At 60.5% G+C, this 22754-nt stretch carries 17 protein-coding genes, 7 pseudogenes and 1 other annotated feature; of the genes and pseudogenes, 6 read left to right on the forward strand and 18 right to left on the reverse strand.

Annotated features, from left to right (window positions below):
• The 3 genes from A9D60_RS14740 to A9D60_RS14750 form a co-directional block, all read right to left on the reverse strand.
• A partial coding sequence (locus A9D60_RS14740; protein WP_141117933.1) for a class I SAM-dependent methyltransferase occupies positions 1–412 on the reverse strand: 412 nt, incomplete at its 3' end.
• Positions 413–417: 5 nt separating this feature from the next.
• Entirely contained in the window at positions 418–1635 is a 1218-nt protein-coding gene (locus A9D60_RS14745; RefSeq protein WP_065268294.1) for a DUF3419 family protein, read from the reverse strand.
• Positions 1636–1650: 15 nt separating this feature from the next.
• The gene (locus A9D60_RS14750; protein WP_065268295.1) at positions 1651–2454 is read right to left on the reverse strand and encodes a UDP-2,3-diacylglucosamine diphosphatase; all 804 of its coding nucleotides are present in this window, start codon (positions 2452–2454) and stop codon (positions 1651–1653) included.
• A gap of 270 nt (positions 2455–2724) precedes the next feature.
• Between A9D60_RS14750 and A9D60_RS27465 the strand changes: the two are divergent.
• The 3 pseudogenes from A9D60_RS27465 to A9D60_RS26135 form a co-directional block, all read left to right on the forward strand.
• Positions 2725–4111 (forward strand): annotated as a pseudogene (locus tag A9D60_RS27465) (ISL3 family transposase); the annotation flags it as partial.
• A gap of 55 nt (positions 4112–4166) precedes the next feature.
• Positions 4167–5147, forward strand: a pseudogene (locus tag A9D60_RS14765) (IS3 family transposase); the annotation flags it as partial.
• Positions 4448–4564, forward strand: a sequence feature (AL1L pseudoknot). (Overlaps the previous pseudogene by 117 nt.)
• Positions 5146–5589 (forward strand): annotated as a pseudogene (locus A9D60_RS26135) (helix-turn-helix domain-containing protein); the annotation flags it as partial. The pseudogenes A9D60_RS14765 and A9D60_RS26135, both read left to right, overlap by 2 nt.
• A gap of 26 nt (positions 5590–5615) precedes the next feature.
• Here the strand turns inward: A9D60_RS26135 and A9D60_RS27245 are convergent.
• Both A9D60_RS27245 and A9D60_RS14770 read right to left on the reverse strand, forming a co-directional pair.
• Positions 5616–5801: pseudogene (locus A9D60_RS27245) on the reverse strand (transposase); the annotation flags it as partial.
• Positions 5802–6016: 215 nt separating this feature from the next.
• The gene (locus A9D60_RS14770) at positions 6017–6502 is read right to left on the reverse strand and encodes an Lrp/AsnC family transcriptional regulator (RefSeq protein ID WP_065268321.1); all 486 of its coding nucleotides are present in this window, start codon (positions 6500–6502) and stop codon (positions 6017–6019) included.
• Positions 6503–6629: 127 nt separating this feature from the next.
• Between A9D60_RS14770 and A9D60_RS14775 the strand changes: the two genes are divergently transcribed.
• Together A9D60_RS14775 and A9D60_RS25555 are read left to right on the forward strand one after the other, a co-directional pair.
• Positions 6630–7787: a glycine cleavage T C-terminal barrel domain-containing protein gene (locus tag A9D60_RS14775; RefSeq protein WP_065268322.1), complete on the forward strand. Its 1158-nt coding sequence runs from the start codon at positions 6630–6632 to the stop codon at positions 7785–7787.
• Between the two features lie 136 nt (positions 7788–7923).
• Positions 7924–8250: pseudogene (locus A9D60_RS25555) on the forward strand (transposase); the annotation flags it as partial.
• Positions 8251–8389: 139 nt separating this feature from the next.
• On the opposite strand, the pseudogene A9D60_RS14785 reads toward A9D60_RS25555, so the two are convergent.
• Positions 8390–9564 (reverse strand): annotated as a pseudogene (locus A9D60_RS14785) (IS110 family transposase); the annotation flags it as partial.
• A gap of 265 nt (positions 9565–9829) precedes the next feature.
• Between A9D60_RS14785 and A9D60_RS14790 the strand changes: the two are divergent.
• Positions 9830–10027 (forward strand): annotated as a pseudogene (locus A9D60_RS14790) (transposase); the annotation flags it as partial.
• A gap of 315 nt (positions 10028–10342) precedes the next feature.
• Here the strand turns inward: A9D60_RS14790 and A9D60_RS14795 are convergent.
• Genes A9D60_RS14795 through A9D60_RS14850 form a run of 12 tightly spaced genes read right to left on the reverse strand, consistent with a single transcriptional unit; the run spans position 10343 to position 22689 of the window.
• Entirely contained in the window at positions 10343–11101 is a 759-nt protein-coding gene (locus A9D60_RS14795) for an SDR family NAD(P)-dependent oxidoreductase (protein WP_065268299.1), read from the reverse strand.
• Between the two features lie 2 nt (positions 11102–11103).
• Positions 11104–11874 carry an SDR family NAD(P)-dependent oxidoreductase gene (locus A9D60_RS14800; protein ID WP_065268300.1) on the reverse strand — a complete coding sequence of 257 codons (771 nt, stop codon included), beginning with the start codon at positions 11872–11874 and terminating at the stop codon, positions 11104–11106.
• Positions 11861–12661, reverse strand: a complete 801-nt coding sequence (locus A9D60_RS14805) for a pyrroline-5-carboxylate reductase (protein WP_065268301.1) — start codon at positions 12659–12661, stop codon at positions 11861–11863. Before A9D60_RS14805 ends, A9D60_RS14800 begins: the two co-directional genes overlap by 14 nt.
• Positions 12662–12715: 54 nt before the next feature.
• The gene (locus tag A9D60_RS14810; protein ID WP_065268302.1) at positions 12716–13732 is read right to left on the reverse strand and encodes a proline racemase family protein; all 1017 of its coding nucleotides are present in this window, start codon (positions 13730–13732) and stop codon (positions 12716–12718) included.
• Positions 13733–13736: 4 nt separating this feature from the next.
• The gene (locus A9D60_RS14815; protein WP_065268303.1) at positions 13737–15215 is read right to left on the reverse strand and encodes an aldehyde dehydrogenase family protein; all 1479 of its coding nucleotides are present in this window, start codon (positions 15213–15215) and stop codon (positions 13737–13739) included.
• A 10-nt stretch (positions 15216–15225) separates the two neighbouring features.
• On the reverse strand, positions 15226–15927 hold the full coding sequence (locus A9D60_RS14820) for an SDR family oxidoreductase (protein WP_065268304.1): 702 nt from the start codon (positions 15925–15927) through the stop codon (positions 15226–15228).
• A gap of 12 nt (positions 15928–15939) precedes the next feature.
• Positions 15940–17175, reverse strand: coding sequence for an NAD(P)/FAD-dependent oxidoreductase (locus A9D60_RS14825; protein WP_065268305.1), 1236 nt, complete (start codon positions 17173–17175; stop codon positions 15940–15942).
• Between the two features lie 59 nt (positions 17176–17234).
• Positions 17235–18125 carry a 4-hydroxy-tetrahydrodipicolinate synthase gene (gene dapA / locus A9D60_RS14830; protein ID WP_065268306.1) on the reverse strand — a complete coding sequence of 297 codons (891 nt, stop codon included), beginning with the start codon at positions 18123–18125 and terminating at the stop codon, positions 17235–17237.
• Positions 18122–19666: a choline-sulfatase gene (gene betC / locus A9D60_RS14835; RefSeq protein WP_141117934.1), complete on the reverse strand. Its 1545-nt coding sequence runs from the start codon at positions 19664–19666 to the stop codon at positions 18122–18124. The genes dapA and betC overlap by 4 nt, the downstream gene beginning before the upstream one ends.
• A 4-nt stretch (positions 19667–19670) precedes the next feature.
• Complete coding sequence (locus tag A9D60_RS14840; RefSeq protein WP_065268307.1) at positions 19671–20411, reverse strand: amino acid ABC transporter ATP-binding protein; 741 nt, start codon at positions 20409–20411, stop codon at positions 19671–19673.
• A 12-nt stretch (positions 20412–20423) separates the two neighbouring features.
• The gene (locus A9D60_RS14845) at positions 20424–21518 is read right to left on the reverse strand and encodes an amino acid ABC transporter permease (protein ID WP_065268308.1); all 1095 of its coding nucleotides are present in this window, start codon (positions 21516–21518) and stop codon (positions 20424–20426) included.
• Between the two features lie 4 nt (positions 21519–21522).
• Complete coding sequence (locus A9D60_RS14850) at positions 21523–22689, reverse strand: amino acid ABC transporter permease (protein WP_083194215.1); 1167 nt, start codon at positions 22687–22689, stop codon at positions 21523–21525.
• Positions 22690–22754 lie beyond the last annotated feature (65 nt).

Below are 22754 nucleotides of genomic sequence, written 5' to 3' on the forward strand. Positions count from 1 at the left end.
AGGACATGCGCAAGGCGGCCTGCCAGTCAGGGATCATCGAGAGGCCGTAAGAAATGAAGATCCGGTCGAACTTGCTGCGCCGGAAAAGCCGGGCTCCATCAAATCTGCAGGCGTCAGCCTGGGCAAGCTGCACATAGGCTCCGACTTTGTTCCGGGCCGAGGTCARCATTTCAGTGGAGATATCCAGACCGTAGAATGCGGAGTGCGGATACTTGCGTGATGCCCTTTTCAGATTGCGGCCAGTGCCGCAGGCAACTTCCAGCACATGCGAGCCTTCTTTCGGGGCAAGCCCGTCAATCAGCCGGTCGCGGCCGAGCAGATAGTACTTGCGGGTCAGGTCATAGATCAGCCGCTGGCGCCGGTAAGTCTGGTCCATCAGCACGGCGTGGGTGGTGGAGGCGTTGTCAAGCATCGGTCTTAACCTTGGAAGCGGTAAAGGTGAAAGCCGCCATAGATGGCGGAGCGGTCTTGCGCGGTGCCGCTGGCGGACTTTTCTGCGTCATAAGCCCAGCGGGCCAGAATTTCCGGCCGCACCCGGCCCGGCAGAATATCCTCGGTGCCGCCGGTGCGGAAAATCACGCGGGCGCCGGGGGCTGCGGTCCGGGTGATTTCCCGCCACAGCGCATTCAGCTGTTCATCGTTCATCCAGTCCTGCGCATCCAACAGCACATAGCCATGCTTCGAGCCCTTGGCCTGATCTGCAAGCAGACCGGTCAGCGAGCGGTTCTCGATCCGTCCACGGTCCGCGTTGTTCCGAAGCGCCGCAAAGTTCCGCTGCTGCAAGTAGGGCGGCAAGGATCCGTCCGGCGCCGGGTCGTAACAGCGGGCAAAGGCCTGCCAGGCAAAGTAGTTGTCCCGGACCGGGAAATCGCACATCAGCTTGCGGACCCGCTCGCGCAGCACCGGCAGCACGTCCCCGTTGCCATCTGCCGCCAGCTTGTCGTACTGTGCGGGCGGGATGCCCAAGCCGAACAGCGACGCCCGGAAACCTGCCAGTTTGCGCACCAGCCACATATCAAACAGCGGCGCGATGCGGGTATCGAAAAATGCTGTTTGCTCTGCCAGGCTGCGGGCCGTCAGCAGTGGTGCGAAATCCACCCGCCCCAGCCGGGCAATCAGGTGCACCGCCCCCAGAAACCGGCCGAGCAGGCCGTAGCGGTAGAAACCTTTACCGAACAGCGAGATCCGGCGGTGGAATGGCTGCCTGCTGTCCCAGAAAGCGCGGGTGCTGCCGTCCAGGCCGGACCGGACATAACGGTCATACAGCTCCGCATTTCCAGCCATGCCTGCATGGCCGAAAAACTGGTAGAAAGCGGCGTAGTCCGGCAGGGTTTGCGCTGCGGCCAGCTTCAGCCGCCCCAGCGCCACATGGGCGGGCGACAGGTCGACTGCGGTCACTGAGGCCGGGCTCGCGGTCAGGTAGGACAGCACATTGCAGCTGCCCGATGCGATGCAGACCAGGTTGTCGCCCGGCGCGATTTCCAGCGCCTCCATGTCCACCACCGGGTCTTCCCAGATTTGCGGGTAGACCAGCCCCAGAAACAGACGGGAAAACAGACGTTCCAGGCGGCCGGTTGCGGCATCGCCTTGCTGCAGAACGGCAGCATCTAGCTGCGCCTGGGCTGTGCTACTCATCGCTTATAGCCTTTGTCATACGTTTTCGAGTCGTTTCTGGCGGGTACGGGCGCGCCGTGCGCGGACCCGGTGGCGGGCTTCACGGGCGGAGCGTTCCCAATCGATTAAGGCGAGCCGGCCGCTGTCCAATTCCACGGCAGCTGTGCAACTTTCCACCCAGTCGCCGGTATTGACATAGGTGATACCGTTCATGTCGCGGACTGCGGCGCTGTGGATATGGCCGCAGATTACCCCGTCATAGCCGCCGCGGCGTGCCTCTGCCGCCAGCACCTTTTCGTATTCGCTGATAAAGTTGACCGCTTGCTTGACCTGCTGCTTGGCCCATTTGGACAGCGACCAGTACTGGCCGCCCCACAGGCTGCGCGCGCGGTTCAGCCGGGTGTTGAGCCACAGCATGAAATCATAGGCCCGGTCGCCCAGATGGGCGAGCCATTTGGCGTGCATCACGACCGAGTCGAACTGGTCGCCATGAGTCACCAGGTAACGCTTGCCATCACTGGCGGTGAAATCGGCCTTGCTCAGCACCTCGATGCCGCCGAAATGGGTGCCCAGGTAGGAGCGCAGGAATTCGTCGTGGTTTCCTGGGATCAGGTAGATGCTGGCGCCGTCGTGCGCCTTGGCCAGCAGCGCCTGGACCACGTCGTTATGGGCCTGCGGCCACAGGAAGCCTTTGCGCTTGATCCTCCAGGCATCGATGATGTCGCCAACAAGGTAATAGCTCTCGGCTTCATAGGTGTTCAGGAAATCCAGCAGCAGCTCTGCCTGGCAGCCTGGTGTGCCAAGATGAATGTCCGACAGAAAGATGGTGCGGTATTTCATTTGGCACACCCCAGCTGATTTGCTTACTGGACTGCGTAGTGCGTCAAGTTATCAGATCGATGACAGTTCTGAATCGGGCTTTTGACAGTCCTGGTCAGGCAAGCTCCGCCTCCCGGCTTTCGCCGGCCTCTTGCAAGTGCTATGCCTGTCAACCTGCGTCCAAAAATGGCTTTGAAGCAGATTTGGTGCAGTCCAACATGCTAAGCGCTGTAAATCGGCAGGTTTTGGAGGAGGTTGCCGATGGCGTAACAATTTTAACGGCGGGATTTCCTGCCAGCAGGTCTCAGAGCCGATCGGGTCGAGCTTGTTGGGAACACGATCCGGATCCACTCCCGTGCCGCCAAAGCTGCAGTGGCGTGCCCGCGCTGCGGCACGTTTTCACGCTATGTCCACAGCAGGTAGCGCCGTCGGCCTGCCGATCTTCCTGCGCATGGCCGGAAGGTGGAACTGGTCCTGCTGGTTCGCCGCTTTCGCTGCCGTTCTCTGCGTTGCCCAGCCAAGATATTTGCAGAGCGGTTTCCGCCGGACGTGACCCGGCCGCATGCGCGGCGTGCCTCCCGTCTTCAAGGACTGGTCCGGCACCTCGGCCAGGCACTTGGCGGGCGTCCGGCACAGGCGCTCGCCGCACGGCTCCTGCTGCAGTCAGCAAGGATACTTTCCTCTGCAGTATCCGGGACGCGGCGGTGGCCTCCAGCAGTGATCACCGCGATATAGGTATTGACGATTGGGCTTGGCGAAAGGGACAGCGATACGGCTCTGTGATCTGTGATCTGTGATCTGTGATCTGTGATCTGTGATCTGTGATCTGTGACCTGTGATCTGGAGCGGCGCCGGGTCATTGATCTCCTGTCAGACCAGGAACCGGCCACGGTCGAAGCCTAGCTGCGGGGCCCGTCCGGGGATTAAGGTCGTCGCCTGCGACTGCTACGGAGGCCATGGCGATGCCACCACACGGACCTTGCCAAAAGCGGTTCAGTTTGCCGACCGCTGGCACTTGTTAGAAAACGCGAGCACGGCTTCCCTGGCCGCTGTACAGCGTAACATGCCTGCCATCCGCAAAGCGATCGGAGCAAAGATACTGGATCCAAAGCTGCTGACGGCCGCTGAAAAGCTGCAATACGAAGGCTATCTGCGCCGCCAGCAAACCAACCGGATGGTTCGCCGGACAGGGCTCAGCCGCAAGCTCGTCCAGCAGATTTTGCGCGGGGAACGCGAGGATGTTATCCGCATCCGCGAGAGCAGTCTGACCCCTTGGCTGCCGCGGCTGGAGCGGGAGTGGGCGGGCGGCTGCAGAAACGGCGCCGAACTCTGGCTCCGGCTGCGGGTCGATGGTTTCCAGAGCAGCCTCCGTGTCGTTGGGGAATGGGCCACGCGCCAGCGCCGTGCCGAACGGGCCGTGCCATAGGGAGCAGAAAAATCGCCGCCCGCGCGCAAGATTGCCAGCCTATTGACCCTGGGTCGGGATCATCTGTGCAAGGCGGGTGCCATCCAAGTCGCAAGGATCGAAGCTTCGTTGCCAGCCCTCGCGGCAGCCCGAAGGCTGATCGGCCGGTTTACGGACATGGTACGCAATGCTCGCGAAGACGCGCTGCAAGGATGGCTGAATGAAGCGGAGGACGGGCTGCTCGGTGCCTTTGCCCACAGGCTGCGGCGAGATCTGAACCGCACCGGGTTTGCCGGAGGCTTCAACTCCTGAGCAGGATGAAGTCACAATGAGCAAGACAACAAACAAGTACTCTCCTGAGGTCTGCGAGCGTGCGGTGCGTCTGGTGCTGGACAACCAGGGCCAGCACAGTTCCCGCTGGCAGGCAATCATGTCGATCTCCGCGAAGATCGGCCGTTCGGCGCACACGCTGAATGAGTGGGTGAAGAAGGCGGAAGTCGACAGCGGCAAGCGGGCGGGTGTTCCAACTGTTGTCGCCGACAGGATGAAGGCGCTTGAGCGGGAGAACCGCGAGCTGCGCCAGGCGAACGAGATCCTCCGCAAGGCATCGGCGTATTTAGCGATGGCGGAGCTCGACCGCCGGTCGAAGTGATGGTGTCATTTATAGACATGCATCGCGCGGAGCATGGGGTCGAGCCGATCTGCACTGTCCTGCCGATTGCCCCTTCCACGTATTACGAGCATCTGGCGCAGCGGGCCGATCCGGCCCGGTTGTCGGACCGTGCCCGGCGTGACGCGGCATTGCGGCCCGAGATCCTGCGTGTTTCCGAAGAGAACTGGCGGGTCTATGGCGTGCGGAAGATCTGGCGGCAATTGCAGCGGGAGGGTTTCACTGTTGCCCGCTGCACGGTCGCCCGGCTGATGAAGAGCATGGGTATTCAAGGCATCATCCGGGGCAAGCCGCACAAAAACCACGGTGCCCGACAAAAGGGCCCCGTGCCCGCTGGACAAGGTAAACCGGCAATTCCGTGTACCCGTGCCCAACATGCTCTGGGTCAGCGATTTCACCGATGTCGCCACCTGGAAAGAGTTCGCCTATGTCGCCTTCGTTATCGATGCTTATGCCCGCAAGATCGTTGGTTGGCGTGTCAGCACCTCGGCGCATGCCGGGTACGTTCTCGACGCCCTGGAACAGGCTGTTCACGAGCGGCAGCCGACAAAGGCGATGGGGCTTGTTCATCACTCCGACCGCGGCAGCCAAGGCGGACTCAAACGGTCGTCGCAACGGTTCCGAATTGGAGGTTGTGATGACAAACCGCAAACGCGCATCAGAGCGCAGTACACGAGGTAAACTGCATTCACCGGGGCGGCCACGGGCGGCACTGCGTACCCAGCAAGTCATGTTTTGGCAACTCATCAAGCAAGGCGTTTCCAGCGAAGAAGCTGGTGTGCAAGCTGGCGCGTCTGCCCCAGTTGGCAGTCGTTGGTTTCGGGAGGCCGGAGGCATGCCGCCATCCAAGTTTGCAAATGCATCTCAGCCGCTTTCCGGCCGGTATCTGTGTTTTGCTGAGCGCGAAGAGGTCGCCTTGTACAGAGCGCAAGGCTTCGGTGTCTGTGCGATTGCAAAGAAGATTGGACGATCCGCCTCGACCGTTTCCCGGGAACTTCGACGGAATGCAGCGACACGCTCAGGGGGCTTTGAATATCGCGCGACAACAGCGCAATGGCATGCAGACCGCGCAGCACGCCGTTTCGGGCTGGGCTCAAGTCGCGCCGGCTTCGGCTCCACGACAATCGCCGCGAACATCGGTTCGTCAGCCGTCTCTGGGGGTAGAGCCAGCGCGCCGGCCATCAGCTTCTTGCGCCAATCATATACTTGCCAGCGGGTTACCGCATGTCGGCGCGCAACATCTGCAACCTTCATTCCGGGCACCTTGCTTTCCGCAGCAATCCGTGCCCGCACAGCCTGCTTCGGAGACGCCGGCCCGACCGCCCTTCAAAAACTTCCATCCTGCCCGCGCAGCCATACGTTGAGCCGTCCAAAGAGACGTCCATTTTGCCGTCCTATCCTGTCTCACTTCGACAGTAGGACTCGCACAGCCAGCATCAACGCGGCAGGAGGGGATCGGCGTGGCGCTTACGAACATCGCCAAGCCCTATAAATTACAGATCCTGACCCTACGCAGTTTCAGAGGTTTTTCGAGCAAGCTCATCCGTGGAAATCCTAGTGGAGTTCTTGAACTCCTTCACCACAAAGTAGGTCGTGTAGCGTTCGATATAGGGATCGTTGTCAAACAACCTTTCACAAACGCCATGATAATCCTCCAGGTCAACGAAATTTCCGATCACGATTGCGTCGACGTCACCGGTGGTGCCAAACGTGGCATTGATTGCCGGTTCTTCCAACATGCGTGCAACCAAGTCGGCCATCTTGTTTGCCCCGTGGCTATTGGTGGCCACGGAAATGATGGCTTTCAGGCGACGCTCCAGTCTTCGGGAACTCGCCAGAAATACGGATTTTTCAAGGTACCCACCGCGCCGAAGAGCGTTAACGCGCCTGATGCAGGTGGAAGGTGTCGATCCCACTTTTTCCGCCAGTTCTGCTTGGGTCAGGGATGCGTCGTCTTGCAATGCATCAAGGATGCGGATGTCCAGGCGATCCATCAGAAACTCCTTTTGCATGGGGGCAGTGGTGATTTTCACCGTATATTCGGTTATTTTGACCGCAACCACCATCCGATTTCGGCTAGCGTCACATGGAAACAGTGTTGAATAGCTTGCGGAGATGCAGATGGATTTTCTTGTTGGTATCGGATCAAATATCCGCAAATCCCCCTATTTCGAGGCAACGGTCGCGGACGGCGTGTCGTGTTTTTCCGTTTATAATCATATGTATATCCCGGCTCATTTTGGCGACCCAGCGGCCGAATACAAACGTTTGACAGAAGGTGTTGCGATGTGGGACGTCGCAGCGCAGCGTCAGGTCGAAATTGTCGGCCCGGATGCCATGGCATTGATGCAGTATTTGACCGCGCGCGATGTCAGCACAACGAAAATCGGTCAAGGGCGCTATGTTCCGCTTTGCGACTACGAAGGCAATCTAATCAATGATCCTGTACTCCTGATGCTTTCCGACAGCCGCTACTGGATCTCCATTGCGGACAGTGACATGGAACTTTGGGTCAAGGCGGTTGCGCATGAGCGCGGATATGACGTGGAAGTTTTTGAACCAGACGTATCGCCAATGGCGGTTCAGGGACCCAAGGCCGAAGACCTAGTCGCCGAACTTTTTGGCGAATGGGTGCGAGATGTAAAATATTTTTGGTTCCGCGAAACTGAACTGCAGGGGATTCCCCTAGTCCTGGCGCGCTCTGGATGGTCCAAACAGGGTGGGTTTGAACTCTATCTGACCGACGAGTCACGCGGTGGAGAGTTGTGGAATATAGTCAAAAACGCGGGTTCCAAATATGGAATTGGTCCAGGAGCCCCGAATGATGTCGAGAGGGTCGAAAGCGGGCTGCTTTCTTATGGATCGGATGCCCGGCACATCAGTTTTCCGGCCAATCCCTTCGAGCTGGGTCTCGGCAAACTAGTTGATCTTGAAAGCGGTAAGGATTTCATCGGCCGCGACGCACTTGCAAGGATCAAGGCGGAAGGCGCCAGACGACGTTACACTGGGTTCGTGATATCAGGGAACCCGATCACCGGCAGCGAGAACCAGCACCCTCTTCTGCGCGGGGAAACAGAAGTCGGCATCATCACTGAGATGGTTTTTTCGCCCCGTCTGAACAGGAATATCGGCATCGGTCTGGTCGATGGCGACATCACGGCTGACGCTGATGGGCTGACAGTCGTTCTAAACGGCGCCACGCGAAAAGTCGCCCTTGTGTCAACGGCGGAGCAAAATCCGACCACTGTGCGGAGCAAAAGTCTGCCAGCCCGTGCGTGACCGGCGCCTTGGCAAACGTGCTCCTTATTTAGCTGACGGTTGCCAATGCGCCTTGGTCCGGAAGGTGATATGATCCGCGAAAACGCCCCCGTTTTTGATTAGAGTTTTCCGCAGAGAATCCCCGGCTGGGAGAGGAGCGGAAACGCATGAAGGCATCAAGGCCTCAGTCGCACGCGTGCTGAACACGACCTGGCAGCGTTGTCGGGTGCATTTCCAGAGGAACGCTCTTGCGAATGCGGGCAAGAGCAGTCGACGCGTCGTCTCCGCCTTTATCGCCACTGCCTTCGCACAGCCGGACCATGCGGCGTCGAAAACCCAATGGCGCAACGTCGCCGACCAGATGCGGGGCAAGCTGCCTAGGCTCTCCGGGTTGATGGACGATGCCGAGGAGGGCGTGCTGGCCTACATGACCTTTCCCCAACAGCATCCGACGAAATTGCATTCGACGGATGAGATCGACAAGACTTTTCCGCCGGAACCCTCTATTCTTTGGCAGTGCGGTCGACCTCGGGGCGAAGCGTGGCGTACCGGCTGGAAGCGTCACCGGGCAGCCTATTCAGTCCCTGCCGGTTTGAGGCGGCCGCACACCCTCCTCCCTTTCCAGGTGGACGCGTCCGCCACGCGGCACAAAGTGCTCGTAGCTCTTTTCCTCATGCTCGGCGATCTTGGCTTCCTAGTGGCGAAGTTCCTTCACGTTGTATGCTTAGCTCGGTCCGCGACGGTTACCCTTCTTCTGTGGCTGTCCGGCTGCCAGTTCCATGGCGCGGCGTTTGTGGGTGACCAGGCTCGGACGGGCCCAGCGATAGTCTTCCTTTTTGGCCAGCATGTGCCAGCACAGCGTGGCGAGCTTTCGGGCCACGGCAACGGCAGCGATCTGATGTCCGCGCCGCGCCCTGATACGAATGAAGAATGCCCGCAGCGGACCCGGTGCTTTCGCCGCGGCCCAGGCCGCCTCGACCAGCATGGCGCGGGCATGGCTGCGGCCGACCTTGCTGATCCGGCCATGGTGGGCAGGCCCCAGACCGGACTGGCGCACACGCGGGTTCAACCCGAAATCGCTCACCAGTTTCTGCAGCGATTTGAACCGCTCGATGCTGCAAATCGCCGCCATCAGCCCCGCGGCGACCGCCAGATTGACCCCGGTGATTGTCAGGAGGCGCTGGATCTCTTCGTCCTCCAAGGCGTCCTGGGCGATGCCGCGGTCGAGTTGGGCAAGGTCTTCTCCGAGCCGGTCAAGCTCGCGGACATAACGCGCAATCGCGGCCCGTTCATCCTCCGGCATCGGTTGACGCGCCAACCAGTCGCGGCCGCGCTTGTTGAAGAGATCGGCATGCGGGCATTTCGGGATCAGATGCGCATGCAGGATGGCATGCACCTCGTTCTTGATCCGGGTCCGGTGCCGGACAACCTGATAGCGGCGCTCCACCAGTCTGCGCATCCGTTCCGTCGCCGCATCCGGGGTCCAGATTTCCGGCAGGTAGCCGGCCGCATGCAGGCTGGCCAGCGTCCCGGCGTCGACCTTGTCGGTCTTCACATGGGCATGGGCGATCGCCTTGATCTGAAGCGGATTGGCAATCACCACCCGCTTCACATAGGGCGACAGGATCCGGGACACCGCCATGCAGTTTCTGGTCGCCTCGATCACCACTTCGTCCGTCTTCTTCAGTTGCCGGCCGAACCCCTCCAGGGCCGTACGGGTCATCTCGACCCGGCCTTCGTGACGGCTTAAGCCATTCTCCCAGATCACCACCTCCCCGAAGGTGCGGTGGATATCGATGCCAATCACGCGTCGCATGCGCGCCTCCCTTGCCAGTGACAAAAAGCGGGAGCGGCGGGCGACACGACAACTACGGATTCGCGCTCTCGGCGCAACCGGGCGAGTCGCAGAGGCGGCCAGCTACTAACTCGAGCTCGCAGCTCATCGAATGCATCGGCCTGCCCGCACCTTCGTGCTCCCGGTGCCTCTGTTCCGGATGCTCGCAGTATACACCCTGATCCAAGAATCGTGGCCGAACATCGGCACCGGGATCTTCAAACCGGTTACAAATGCCATCGAAAGCCTGAACCGCGTGATCCGGAAATCAATCAAGACGCGTGGCTCCTTCCCGACCGATGAAGCCGCGACCAAGCTGATCTACCTCGCCATACGAAAATTTGAGAAGGATGGCCGGAACGTCCGGGAATGGTTTGCGGCCCGCAATCAGTTCGCCAAAATGTTCGGCGAGCGCTTCGACGCTTGAGTATTTGAAACCGCATGGGCCGGGCCAGATACACAGACTTCAGGACACTCCCTCATGCTGGTATTCGCGGGACTTGCAACGTTTCGCAAACGCCATCCTTTGTTAAGAGCAGTTTCACCCCTCAAATCACCGCGCCACCGGCATGAGATAGTTTCTGTACGAGGCCGCACACACGTTCGCCGCGCAGCCACCAATGCCCGTAGGCATTTTATTGAGACCGCGACTCCACTTGTTATCCGGCCGATCCCGGTGTTTCTCAGCCTGATCCGGATAAAAAGTCTGCCCGTAACCAGTATCAGATGAATGCTGTTTTCGTCAGGCTACCGCTTGCGAACCGGTGATTTCTATCAGCGAACCGCAAAGATAGGGGGCTTCGTCTGATGCCAGGAAGGCGACAAGAGCGGCAACTTCTTCCGGCTCGCCGATACGCCCGAAGGGCACCAGCGCATTGAGCTCCTCCAGAGACCGGCCAGTGCGCGCCAAGTTGCTTTCAAGCATTGGCGTGCGGACTTCCCCCGGGCAGACTGCATTCACCCGGATCTTGTCCTTGGCATAGTCGCGGGCAAGGTTCTGTGTGAAAGCGGCCACAGCAGCCTTGGTGGTGTTATATGCGATATGCCCGGGTGCGGGATGCAGTCCCCATTGCGAGGCGGTGTTGACGATGGCGCCGCCGCCCTGCCGCTGCATATGGGGCACCACAGCTTGGCACATATGGAAAATGGCGTCGACATTGACCTTAAACGACCGGGACCAGTCCTGTGGCGTCAGCTCCATAAGGGCGCCGCGCCGGTTGATCCCCGCGTTATTGCACAGCACGTCGATGGTCTGACCCGCATTGGTGATTTCGGCCACGAAATCGTGGATGGCGTCCGCATCGCACAGATCCAATGCCCGGATATCTGCCTGTGCGCCGGTGCCCCGGATCGACGCAGCCAATGCCTCAGCAGCAACGGCGTTACTGTCGGCAATCCACACGAAGGCGCCTTCGGATGCAAAACGGCGGCAGATTGCATCGCCGATCCCCCCGGCGCCGCCGGTCACAATGACAGTCTTGTTTTCGAAACGGTTTGCCATGATCACCTCATCTGGCTTGCGCCGTTCACATCGAGAACGGCGCCGGTTAGGGAGTGCTGGGAGCCTCGCAGCACAAAGGAAACGAGTTCGCCAATTTCCGCTGGTTCCGCCATTTTGCGGATAGGGATGCCCCCTAAAGCGGCCTCAGCGCCATGTTCGGCAATATAGGCCTCGGCCATGCTGGTACGGACCCAGCCCGGCGCGATGGCCACGGCGCTAATCCCCTCGCCGCCAAAGCTGCCAGCGATGGACTGCGTCAGATTGATGAGCGCAGCCTTGGAGGCGCCATAGGGCATCGCATCCCCCCGGTATCCGCCCTGCCCGGCGCGGGAGGCGATATTGACGATCCTGCCGCCTCCAATGGTGCGGAAGTGGAGAATGGCCGCCCGGCAGAGTTCCGCAGCGGCATGAAAATTCACCTGCATCTCCCGCGTCCAGATCGTGTGCCAGTCCTCCAGCGGGTCGTCGACTTTTATGTGGGAGAGGATGCCTGCATTGTTGACCAGAGCGTTGATTTCACCGGCCTTGGCGAGGGCTTCTTGCCACATCACATCAGGCCCTTCTTTGGTGGAGAGATCGCCCTCGGCACAGAATGCGCCGTTGCCCAGCTCTTCCGCCAAAGTTTCCGCTGCGGCGCGGTTGCGGCCGAAATGCAGGATCAGCCGGGCTCCTTCCGCGGACAGCTCTCTCGCGATTGCCGCACCGATTGTGCCGGTGGCGCCAGTGACGAGGACAGTCTTTCCAGAAAGCGTTTGCATTTCAGAGCTCTTCATCAGGACAAGACGGAGGTTTTGCCGCCAGCAACCGCGCGGCGACGCTGTCGAGCGCCGCTGTCAGCGCGCTGGTGCCACCTGCACCGGTAAATTCGCCATACATCTGCTCGTTAAGCCCTCCGGGAGTGGAGTGTGCCACGCGCAACTCACTGAAGCTTCTGCCTGTGTCCTGTTCCGCGCGCCGGGCAAGGCCCAGGAAAACACCGGTGAGATAAGCCTGCGCATCCTGTTCGCCGCAGCCTTGCGCGCAGAGCCAGCCTGTTGCTGTTTCAAGCACCCCGAAATAGGTGCCCATCAGGGCGCTTGCGGAGGCGTAGGCATCAAACTCGGCGATGCTGTCAGCCGTGACGGCGGTGCCCAGGCAGGAAAACAGGCCGGAGATCTGGCCGGATGCCGGGTAAAGCACTGTCACACCGCGCCGCTCTGCAACTGCCGGCAGCGGGATGGCACGTGTGATCTCCACCCCGTCACCGATCCAGCTGTGCAGGCGATCATGAGTCAAGGTTGCAATCAGGCTGACCACCTTCTGCCGGTTGCGGAACCGTATCGGACGCAGGACCTGTTCCGCTACCTGGGGCAGCACCGCGAGAAACACCACATCGGCCTGGTCCGCAATCTGCTGATTGTCCGAGGTAACGCGCACCCGGCCCGATGCCGCAGCCAAGCGGGTGGAAACCTCGCGGCTGCGTTCCGAGACAATGATCTCGGCAGCCGGGTACTCAGCCGCTATAAGGCCGGTTACGATGGCCTCGGTTATGACACCGGTTCCTATGAAGCCGAGTTTCATGGCGTTTGGCCTCCTTTCTGCTTATGCCCTGCCCGCTGCTGTCCGACCGGCAGCTCAACCGCCCCAGGTGTCGGACAGAGTAAAGCCTTGCGGGAAGGGGTCAGTCGGATCCAGGCCGATTTGGCTGATGGCATAGATCCAGCACTGTCCGGACACACGGTTTTGTATAGCTGCATAGGGCCCAACCGCGGTTTCGCCGAGAAATTCGGTTGTGAACTCCCCGCCGATGATCGAGCGGGAGGTCAGCACGTCGCCTGGTTTCACGCGGCCATCCGCCTGCTGCACAGCCATGTTGGCGTTCGAACCGGTCCCGCAGGGCGAGCGGTCCGCACGCCCGGGCCGGAGCGTGGTGCAAGTGCGGATCACCCCGTCGGGATCAATGGAGCGGAACATGACATAAGCCAGGCCATTAAGCGCAGGAACAGTGGGGTGAGCCGGGTCTTCCACCTCTGCAATCAGATTGCGCAGGGCGACACCCTTCACGGCCAGGTCGCGGGCGTTTTCCGGTGTGATCGTGAGACCGGTTTGCTCCACATCCACCAGCGCGTAGAAGACGCCGCCAAAGCAGAGGTCATAGGTAACCGCCCCCCATTCCGGGGTCACGATCACTGCGCTCTTCTTGGCGACGAAGGAGGGCGGCATATCGAGCGCCACCCGGGTGACCTTGCCGCCTTCGCAAGCGGCCACAGCACGCACCAGCCCCGCTGCGGTATCGAGTACCACCACGGTTTCCGGCTCCGCCATCTCTTTCATGCCGGTTTCCAGGATGGCCGTCACCGCACACATAGCGTTGGAGCCAGACATCGCATGCGCCTGATCCGGCTGCAGCACGATGAACCCCGCGTCCGCCTCGGGCGTGGTAGCGGGCAGCAGCAGGCAGAAAGAGCCCGCCGGGTTTCCGCGCGGCTCGGAACAAAGGAACCGGCGCAGACTGTCGTCCGTCTTGTTCAGATAGTCGAGCTTGTCCGCCATGGTGGCCCCGGGGATATTCAGGACGCCTCCGGTGACCACGCGGCCGATCTCGCCCGCACAATGAACGTCAACGGTTTGCAAGGTACGTGTCCAGCGCATTGCATCAGTCCTTGATGTACCAGCCCCAGGGCTTGGAGCGGTCGTAGGCGGTAATCTGCTTTGTTTCCAGGTAGTTGTTCAGCCCCCATTCGCCCAGCTCACGGCCAATGCCGGATTGTTTGTAGCCGCCCCAGGGCGCTTCGGTGAATGTGGGCTGCGAGCAGTTGACCCAGACGATTCCGGCCCGGAAGGCGCGGGCCACGCGGTTGGCGCGCTCCAGATCATTGGACATGACGGCTGCGCCCAGCCCGAAGCGGGAGTCATTTGCCAAAGCGACTGCTTCCTCCTCGGTCGTGAAGGGGCGGATGCAAACGACTGGACCGAAGATCTCTTCGTTCCAGATCCAGCTCTCCGTTGCCACATCGGCAAAGACGGTGGGTTCCACATAGCAGCCGTGCTCCAGCCCCGCAGGCACGCCGCCGCCGCAAACCAGCTTGGCGCCCTCAGCCTTGCCGCGTTCGATGGCGGCGAGCACTTTCTCGTGCTGGCCCTGGCTGACAAGCGGCCCCAGCAGTACACCGTTCTCCAGCCCGTGGCCGATCTTGATCTTCTGCGCCTCTTCCTTGAGCCGGGCCATCAGCGGTTCATAGATGGCCTCCTCGATCAAAACCCGGGAAGTGGCAGAGCACACCTCGCCCTGGTTCCAGAAGATACCAAACATGATCCATTCCACGGCTTCGTCGATATCCGCATCACCGAAGACCACCATCGGAGACTTGCCTCCCAGCTCCAGGCTGACGGTTTTGATCTCTTGGGCGGCCGTGGCCATGATGCGGGCACCCGTGGGCACAGATCCGGTAAACGCCAGCTTGTCCACACCGGGGTGTTCGGTCAGCGGCTGGCCGGCCTCAGGGCCAAAGCCGGTAACGATATTCAGAACCCCTGCGGGCAAACCTGCTGCAGTGGCGATTTCGCCCAGTTCCAGCGCCGTAAGCGGGGTCAATTCGGAGGGCTTCAGCACCATGGTACAGCCTGCAGCCAGCGCCGGGGCTACCTTCCACGAAGCCATGAGCATCGGGAAATTCCAGGGAATAATGGCGCCTGCAACGCCTACCGGCTCCTTGACTGCCTTGGCAGTGAATTCGGCCATCGGCAGTTCGATGTCCTGTTCGGCGCTGTTGTCCAGCCGCTCGGCCAGGCCCGCGTAGAAGTGGAAGCAGCCGGCGGTGTCTTCGATATCCCAGACCGCCTCCGGCAGGGGCTTGCCGTTGTCACGGACTTCCAGACGGGCGAGTTCATCGGTGCGGCGGGTGATTTCATCGCCCATCTTGCGCAGGATCGCAGCGCGCTCGGCGCCGCTCATCCGCGGCCAGGGGTCGGTGTCGAAGGCCGCACGGGCCGCTTTGACGGCTGCATCAATGTCTGCTGCAGCCCCCCGCGCAACCTGGTGAAATGCCTCGCGGTTCGAGGGATCCACCACATCGAAAATTTCGCCCGAGGCGGCAGCGGTCCATTTGCCATTGATGAAAAGCTGGTTCTTCATTGATCTGTCCTTACATGCTGCGCGTTACACCGCCGTCCACCCGCAGGCTTTGGCCAGTGATATAGCTGCTGTCGTCAGACAGCAGGAACGCTGCTGCCTTTCCCTGTTCTTCGGCCCGGCCCAGCCGTTTCAAAGAGGACAGCCCGGCGAACTTCTCCGGAAGGTCGAGGCTGTCGGTAAAGCCGGGCAGCAGGCAGTTCATGCGGATGTTCGAGACGCCGTAACGGTCTGAATAAAGCTTGGCGAAAGACGAAACACCCACGCGGTAAACGCTGGATGTCGGGAACATCAGACTGGGCTCGAAAGCGGAATAGGTGGTGATGCAGACGATCGAACCGCCACCCTGCCGTTCCATGACCGGAGTGACCAGCTTGGCCATGCGGATGACAGGCTTCAGCACCATGTCATTAGCCTTGTCCCAATCCTCTTCGGTAATTTCCAGCAGATCGCCCTTAGGCGGCCCCCCGACATGGATCAGCACCGCATCAATGGGGCCATAGGCGGACATCGTCATATCGAACAATGCCTGGGTGTCCGAGGCATTCTCGGCGACACCCCGGCACGCGACACCATCCAGTTCTGCTGCCAGTTTCTCACAGCTGTCTGACGGTGACATCAGAGCCAACTGGTAGCCACGTCCGTGCATTTCGCGGGCAGCCGCCGCTCCCATTCCGCGGCCGCCCCCTACGATCATGCAAACTCTATCGCTCATTCCGGTATCTCCTCAAAAGCGGGTGATGCTGTAGGGGGACATGTCGAGCGCAGGCGCCGCCCCCGTGATCAGATCCGTCATCAGCCGCGCGCTGGTGGCGGCATAGGTCAAGCCAAGATGGCCGTGGCCAGTGGAATAGAACACGCCGGGCGTTTTGGCCGAGGCCGACATCAGGGGCACGGTGTCGGGAAACGCCGGCCGGTGCCCCATCCATTCACTGGTGGTTTTCAGCTGCAATCCAGGCAAGGCTTCCCTGGCGCGCTTCACCGTGATTTTTGCGCGCCTGTAGTCGGGCGGCGCATCCAGCCCGGCCATTTCGACGGTTCCGCCGACGCGGATGCCGCCTGCGGTTGGGCTCACCATAAAGGCTTTGGCAGGCCAGATAACCGAGTGCCGGAGCGTCAGGCCTGGCTCCATGATTTGGGTATGGTAGCCCCGTTCGGTCTCCAGCGGCATCGGCTCATCCAGAAGTTTCGAAAGCCGCGCCGTGAAAGCGCCTGCGCAAAGCACCACCTCATCCGCTGCAACAGATGTGCCGTCATCGAGCTGCACGGAATTGATCCGGCTGGATCGCCCGAAGCCGGTTACAGCGGCGCGCAGAACCTCCCCGCCTGCCGCTGTGAACCGCTCAATCAACCGCATGACGATGGCGAAGGGATCGCGCACCGTGCGGTTGTCGGGTAAAAGGATGGCTTTACTGATCTTCGCATCAATCGCAGGCTCAAGCGCCTCAAGTGCTTTTCTGTCCAGAATTTCGTAACCGAACCCGTGGCGGTCGAGCATGGCGATCCGCTCGGCATCTGCCCGGAATTCTGCCTCATCGGCATAAAGTGTCAGGCAGCCCGTTTCTGATATGTGACCCGCCAGCCCGATTTCGGACAAGAGTGCCTCCGTGTCGGACAAGGACTGGTGGCACAATGCCGCCCCGGCTTGTTCCAAAGCGCGCACGCGGGAAGGAAGACTGGCTGTCATAAATCTGGCAAACCAGGGGATCAGATGCGGCATGTAACCAGGACGTACTCTGATCGGACCTTCGGGATCCATCAGCCAGCCCGGCATCTGCCGCCACACCGCCGGGCGGGCGACCGGCATAAACTCACTCACCGCGATCGAGGCCATATTGCCAAACGATGCCCCCGACCCGGGTTCTTCCGGGTCGATGAGTGTGACACGGCGTCCGCGTTTCTGCAGCTCATATGCCAGCGCGGACCCGATAATCCCCGCGCCTATGATCACAGTCTTGTTCATGTGTGTCGCATCCGAAAGAGGCGGGGGCAGCCTCAGGGCCGCCCCCAGTCGGGGAGAGATTACAGATTCAGTACCGGCTCCAGCGCCTCTTTCAACGCAGCCTTTTCCTCATCCGTGAGCGGGCCAAGCGGCGCACGGCATTCGCCCACAGGCAGACCCTGAAGCTCGCAGCCGTATTTGATCTTTTGCACGAACTTGCCGGATTCCAGGATATTCATGACACGATACAGCTTGGCCATAATTTCCTTGGCGCGGTCCAGTTCACCGGCCTTGTAAGCACGATCCAGATCGCAGCACGCTTTGGCAAGGAAATTGGACGGACCGCAGATCCAGCTGTCAGCGCCCCAGAGCATGAAGTCGAGCGCGATGTCGTCGGAGCCGGACACAAGCTGGATCTTGCCTTCATACCGCGTTGCGATATCGATGGCGCGCTGCAGCACACCGGAGCTTTCCTTGATACCGATAACCCGCGGATTGTCGGCAAAATGATCCATCAGCTCAAAGCTGATGTCGGCACCGTCCTTGGCCGGGTAGGAGTACAGCACCAGATTCACGTCGACCTCTGCCAGAACTGTCTCGTAGTGCCTGATCAGTTCTTCCTGGGTCGGGCGGGTGTAGAAAGGTGGTGCCAGCAGCACATTGTCATAGCCAATTTCCTTGGCCATGGCGGTTTGTTCGATCACTTCGCGGGTGGCCGCGGCGTTGGTGCCTGCAATCAGGATCTCGTCGTCATTCGAAAAATCCTTGACGAATTGCAGCACCTGGCGGCGCTCGTCATTGGACTGGCTGAAGTATTCTCCGGTCGATCCGTTCGGCACCCATCCGGTCACTCCCGCTTCGCGAAAATGGGTCAGCAGTTTTTCGAACGCGGTAAAATCGATTTTGCCATCCGCGCCAAAGGGCGTAACGAGGGCCGGCATGACACCCGAAAGTTTGACGTTGTAGCTCATGAGAAGGTCCTTCCATTCTTGTAGGGGAGATAGCCGCGTTGCTCCACTTCCGGGAACGCATCGCCGCGGCGCACATAGTTGGTGTTCTGGGTGAGAGGCCGGGGTATGAAGTCCCAGATTTCTTCGCGGCCGGTGGAAAGGGCGCTGTCGATCAGTTTGCGCTTCACCTGGCTGGCAATCACGTCTTCCAGCATGGTATCGAGCGGCCAGGTCTGTTCGGCGAGCTCTGTCAGGCGGGCCTCATCCTGGCTGCCTTGACCTGCCAGGTTGACCATCTCCAGGGGGTCGGCCGCGAGGTCATAAAACTGCGGCGGGTAAGCGCGGGAGAGCACCAGTTTTTTCTCGCCGTCACGTACACAGACGCGGGGCGCGGAGGTGCCGCCGTCGATGTGTTCGGCGAAGACCGGGCCGCTTAGGGCTTCTCCGCGCAGGGCGGGCACCAGGCTGCGGCCGTCCAGAGGTGTCTTGATGGCGCTGCCGGAAATGCCACCGATGTCCAGGAGGGTCGGGAAGATATCCAGCAGCGAGACAGGTTCGCCCACCCGCCCCGGGGCGTGTTCAGGGTGAGCGATGATCAGCGGGACCTGAATAGCAGGGTTGAACAGGGTCTTCTTGAACCACATACCGCGCTCGCCGATCATGTCGCCGTGGTCGGAGGCAAACAGCACCACAGTGTTATCCGCGTAGCCGCTGTCCTTCAGTGCCTGCATCAGGCGGCCGAACAGGTCATCGACATAAGCAATCATCCCGTAGTAGCCGCGCCGCGCGTTGCTGTAGTCCTGGTCATCCAGAGCGCATCTATCCTGGCCGTAGTGGTAGAATAGCGACTGGCTGTGGGGGTCGCGCTCCTCTACCGGGATGTACGGCACCTTCGGGGCGTCAATGGCTTCCTCAGGGTGGCGGTCCCAGTATTCCTGTGTGGTGACATAGGGATCATGCGGATGGGTCAGTGAGACCGTCATCATGAAGGAGCGGGTGTCGTCGCTGCGCGCGCGGGTATGGAGCTCGCGCACGGCATGATGGATGACGTCCTCGTCATAGTCGATTTGCATCGACCGGGCGACAGGTCCGGCATCACGCACGGTGTCGATGGTGGAAACGCCAAAGGTATAGGTACGCTCCTCGTCCTTATTGTAGTCGCGGAAATCGGCGTCCGGCGTCCAGGACATATCGGCGGGGTAGATTTCGGTTGTCAGGCGCTCTTCGAACCCGTGGTACTGGTCGGGGCCGACAAAATGCATCTTGCCGGAGATACAGGTGTAATAGCCGTTTGCCCGCAGGTAATGGGCGAAGGTCGGGGTGGAGGCGGTGAATTCGGCCCCGTTGTCATAGGCACCGATGCGCGAAGGCAGACGCCCTGCCATCATTCCGAACCGCGACGGAGCACACAGCGGATAGGGACAATAGGCGTGCTCGAACACTGTGCCGCGGGCGGCCAGCGCGTCGATGTTGGGCGTCTTGCAAACGCTGCCGCCATAGGCGTTCAGCACAAAAGACGTGAGCTGATCGACCATGAAGAGGATGATATTCGGCTTGTCCACGGCTTCAGTGCCCCACGATCTGGCTGAGAAAAGTGCGGGTCCGCTCGTTCTGCGGATTGTCGAAAAACTGATCAGGCGGCGCCTGCTCAATGATTTGCCCCTCGGCCATGAAGATCACCCGGTCAGCAACTTGGCGGGCAAAGCCCATCTCGTGGGTGACGCAGACCATGGTCATGCCTTCCTCTGCCAGCCCGACCATCACATCGAGCACTTCGGAAATCATCTCCGGGTCCAATGCCGAGGTCGGCTCGTCAAAGAGCATGATTTCCGGCGCCATGCACAGCGCCCGGGCGATCGCCACCCGCTGCTGCTGACCGCCGGACAATTCGCCGGGATATTTGTGCGCCTGCTCCGGGATCTTGACCCGCGCGAGATAGCGCATCGCGGTTTCCTCGGCCGCGCCGCGATCGATCTTGCGGGCCAGAACGGGGGCAAGCGTGCAGTTTTCCAGAACGGTCATGTGCGGGAACAAGTTGAAGTTCTGGAACACCATGCCGGCCTCGCGGCGGATTTCGTCGATATTATCGACATTGTCATCCAGCGGTGTCCCGTTCACCTCGATGACGCCGGAGTGGTGTTCTTCCAGCCGGTTGATACAGCGGATCAAGGTGGATTTGCCGGAGCCTGACGGTCCGCAGATCACTACTTTTTCGCCTTTGGCGATCTCCAGGTTGATATCCTTGAGGGCGTGAAAGCTGCCGTAGTATTTATGCATGCTGGCGATGCGGATGGCGGGTTCGGTCATGGGATGCCTCCTTTACCGGCGGCCGACGCCAAGGCGGCGTTCGAGATAGGCGCCGTAGCGCGACAGGGAAAAGACGAAGACGAAGAAGATCAGGCCGACGAAGACGTACATCTCGACCACGGCGAAGTTCCAATCGGCGGTGCCGGACGCGGCGCGGCCGGAGGCCATCACGTCAAAGAAACCGATGATGGTGACCAACGAGGTTTCCTTGAAGGTTATGACGAACTGGTTGATCGTCGGCGGCAAGGCGTTGCGGAAGGCCTGCGGCAGTATGATATAGCCAATCCGGTGCCAGTAACCGAGCCCCAGCGCCTTTGCGGCCTCCTCCTGACCGGCGGGCAGCGCCTGCATACCTCCGCGGATGATTTCAGCCTGGTAGCAGGCAAAGAAAAGCGCATAGCCGACGATAACACGGTAAAGCTTGTCGCCCGTCAGCCCCTCCGGCAGCACAAAGGGCAGCACGATGGCGAAGGTAAACATGATCGACAAAAGCGGCAGCGAGCGGATCACGTCGATCACAAGCGCCATGGTCCGTGCGATCCAGGGCAGGCTGGAACGGCGCAGGAGTGCGAAAACGATGGCCAGCGGCATGCCCAGCAGACTGACGGCGGCAAAGATGAAGATTGTCAGCGACAGTCCGCCCCAGTTCTGCTCGGTCACCTCGGCCAAGCCGAAGAAGCCGCCGCGCATCAGCACATAGAAAATGGCGAAGCCGGCAGTCCAAAGCAGAGGCAGGCGCTTGGCCGACCAGAACCACGGCAGGCAGGACAGGACAGCAACGATAACCATGACGATACAGGCGATGGCCGAACGCCATTGTTCTTCGAACGGGTACAGCCCGAACAGGACGATGCGCCAGCGCGTGGAAACGACCGACCAGCAGGCACCTCCATGCAGGTCTTCACGGCAGACTTCGCCCGCATTCGGCGCAAATGTTGCATCAAGCAGTGCCCATCCGATCAGCGACCAAAGGATCCACGCCACAAAGGCTGCGAAAACGATTGTAACAGCGGCGTCGCGGCGGGTTGCGAAGTAGCGGCTGCGAAGCCAGGTCAGCACATTCTGGCGCGGCAGTTCGGCGGGTATGACAGGATGATGTGCCGGCATGGCCTCAGATCCTCAGCTGGGTGCCGCGGAGCTTGATCGCGGCGTTGACGCGATTCAGCACCCAGGCAATGGAGTAGTTGATAATCAGGAAGCCGCTCATCAGGATGGCGATCAGTTCGAGCGTCTGGCCCGACTGGTTGATTGCGGTCGAAATCACCATGAAGAAGTCAGTGAAGCTGATGGCAATGCCAATCGTGGTGGCCTTGAACAGCCATACATACTGGTTGATCAGCGTCGGCATGACGATACGGATCGCCAGCGGCAGACGGATGCGGCTGAAGATCTGCCAGTTCGTCAGGCCTAAGGCGTGCCCGGCTTCGCCTTGCCCCTTAGGGACGGCATTGAACCCGGCGCGCACAATCTCGGCTATATAGGCAGCCCCATAGATCGAAATGGCGATGACACAGGCCATGAGCTCCGGAGAGATGCGGATGCCGCCGCGATAGTTGAGACCCTTTGGTTCTGGAACGCTGAGGAAAGGGGTTTCAGGAAGGCGGCCCAGCCAAAAAGCTGCAACCACGGCCAGCAGTGCCAGCACCCACAGGCCACCGCGTTCGCGCCCAGCGTCTTTAAGGTGAAGATTGGGCCAGCGCTTCGCTTTGAGCCAAAGCGAAAGACCGAACGCCAGGAGCAGAATAAGTGCTGCGGCAAAGACTGCCCCCCCTGCGACGTTGAGGCCCGGAACATAAATACCCCGCCCGGTCAGGGCGATACTTCCCAGCACCGGCTCGGCGTCGCGTGGCGAGGGCAGCGCCAGAAGAAGCGCATACCAGAAAAGCAATTGCAGGATCAGCGGCACATTTCGGAACAGCTCAACAAAAGTAGCACCGACCAGTTCTGCCATTCCATTGCCGGAAGTGCGCATCACACCGACGGTAACACCAAGGATCGTAGCCAGGGGCAGAGCGATGGCACCTAGGAACAAGGAATTCAGTATGCCAACCAGAATTGCTTTCCAGTAAGGCGAGGAGGTTGAGTATTCGATCAACGAGAAGCTGATCCGCCAGCCGGTCGAGCGCTCGAGAAACCCGAAGCCCGAAGTAAGCCCTTGCGCTTCGAGATTAGCTCGAGCGGTCACGGCGAAAACAACTACAACCAGGATGATGGATCCGACAAAGGCGCCTTGCAGCACGGTTTCCCGTACGCGCCTGTCCTTGAGGATGGCAGCCATAGCCTGCTCCTTCCACACGGCGGATTAAAGGGAGGGGGCCCGGCCGTGAGCCGGGCCAGGGGATC

This window comes from Leisingera sp. JC1, assembly GCF_001679925.1.
Lineage (GTDB): Bacteria > Pseudomonadota > Alphaproteobacteria > Rhodobacterales > Rhodobacteraceae > Leisingera.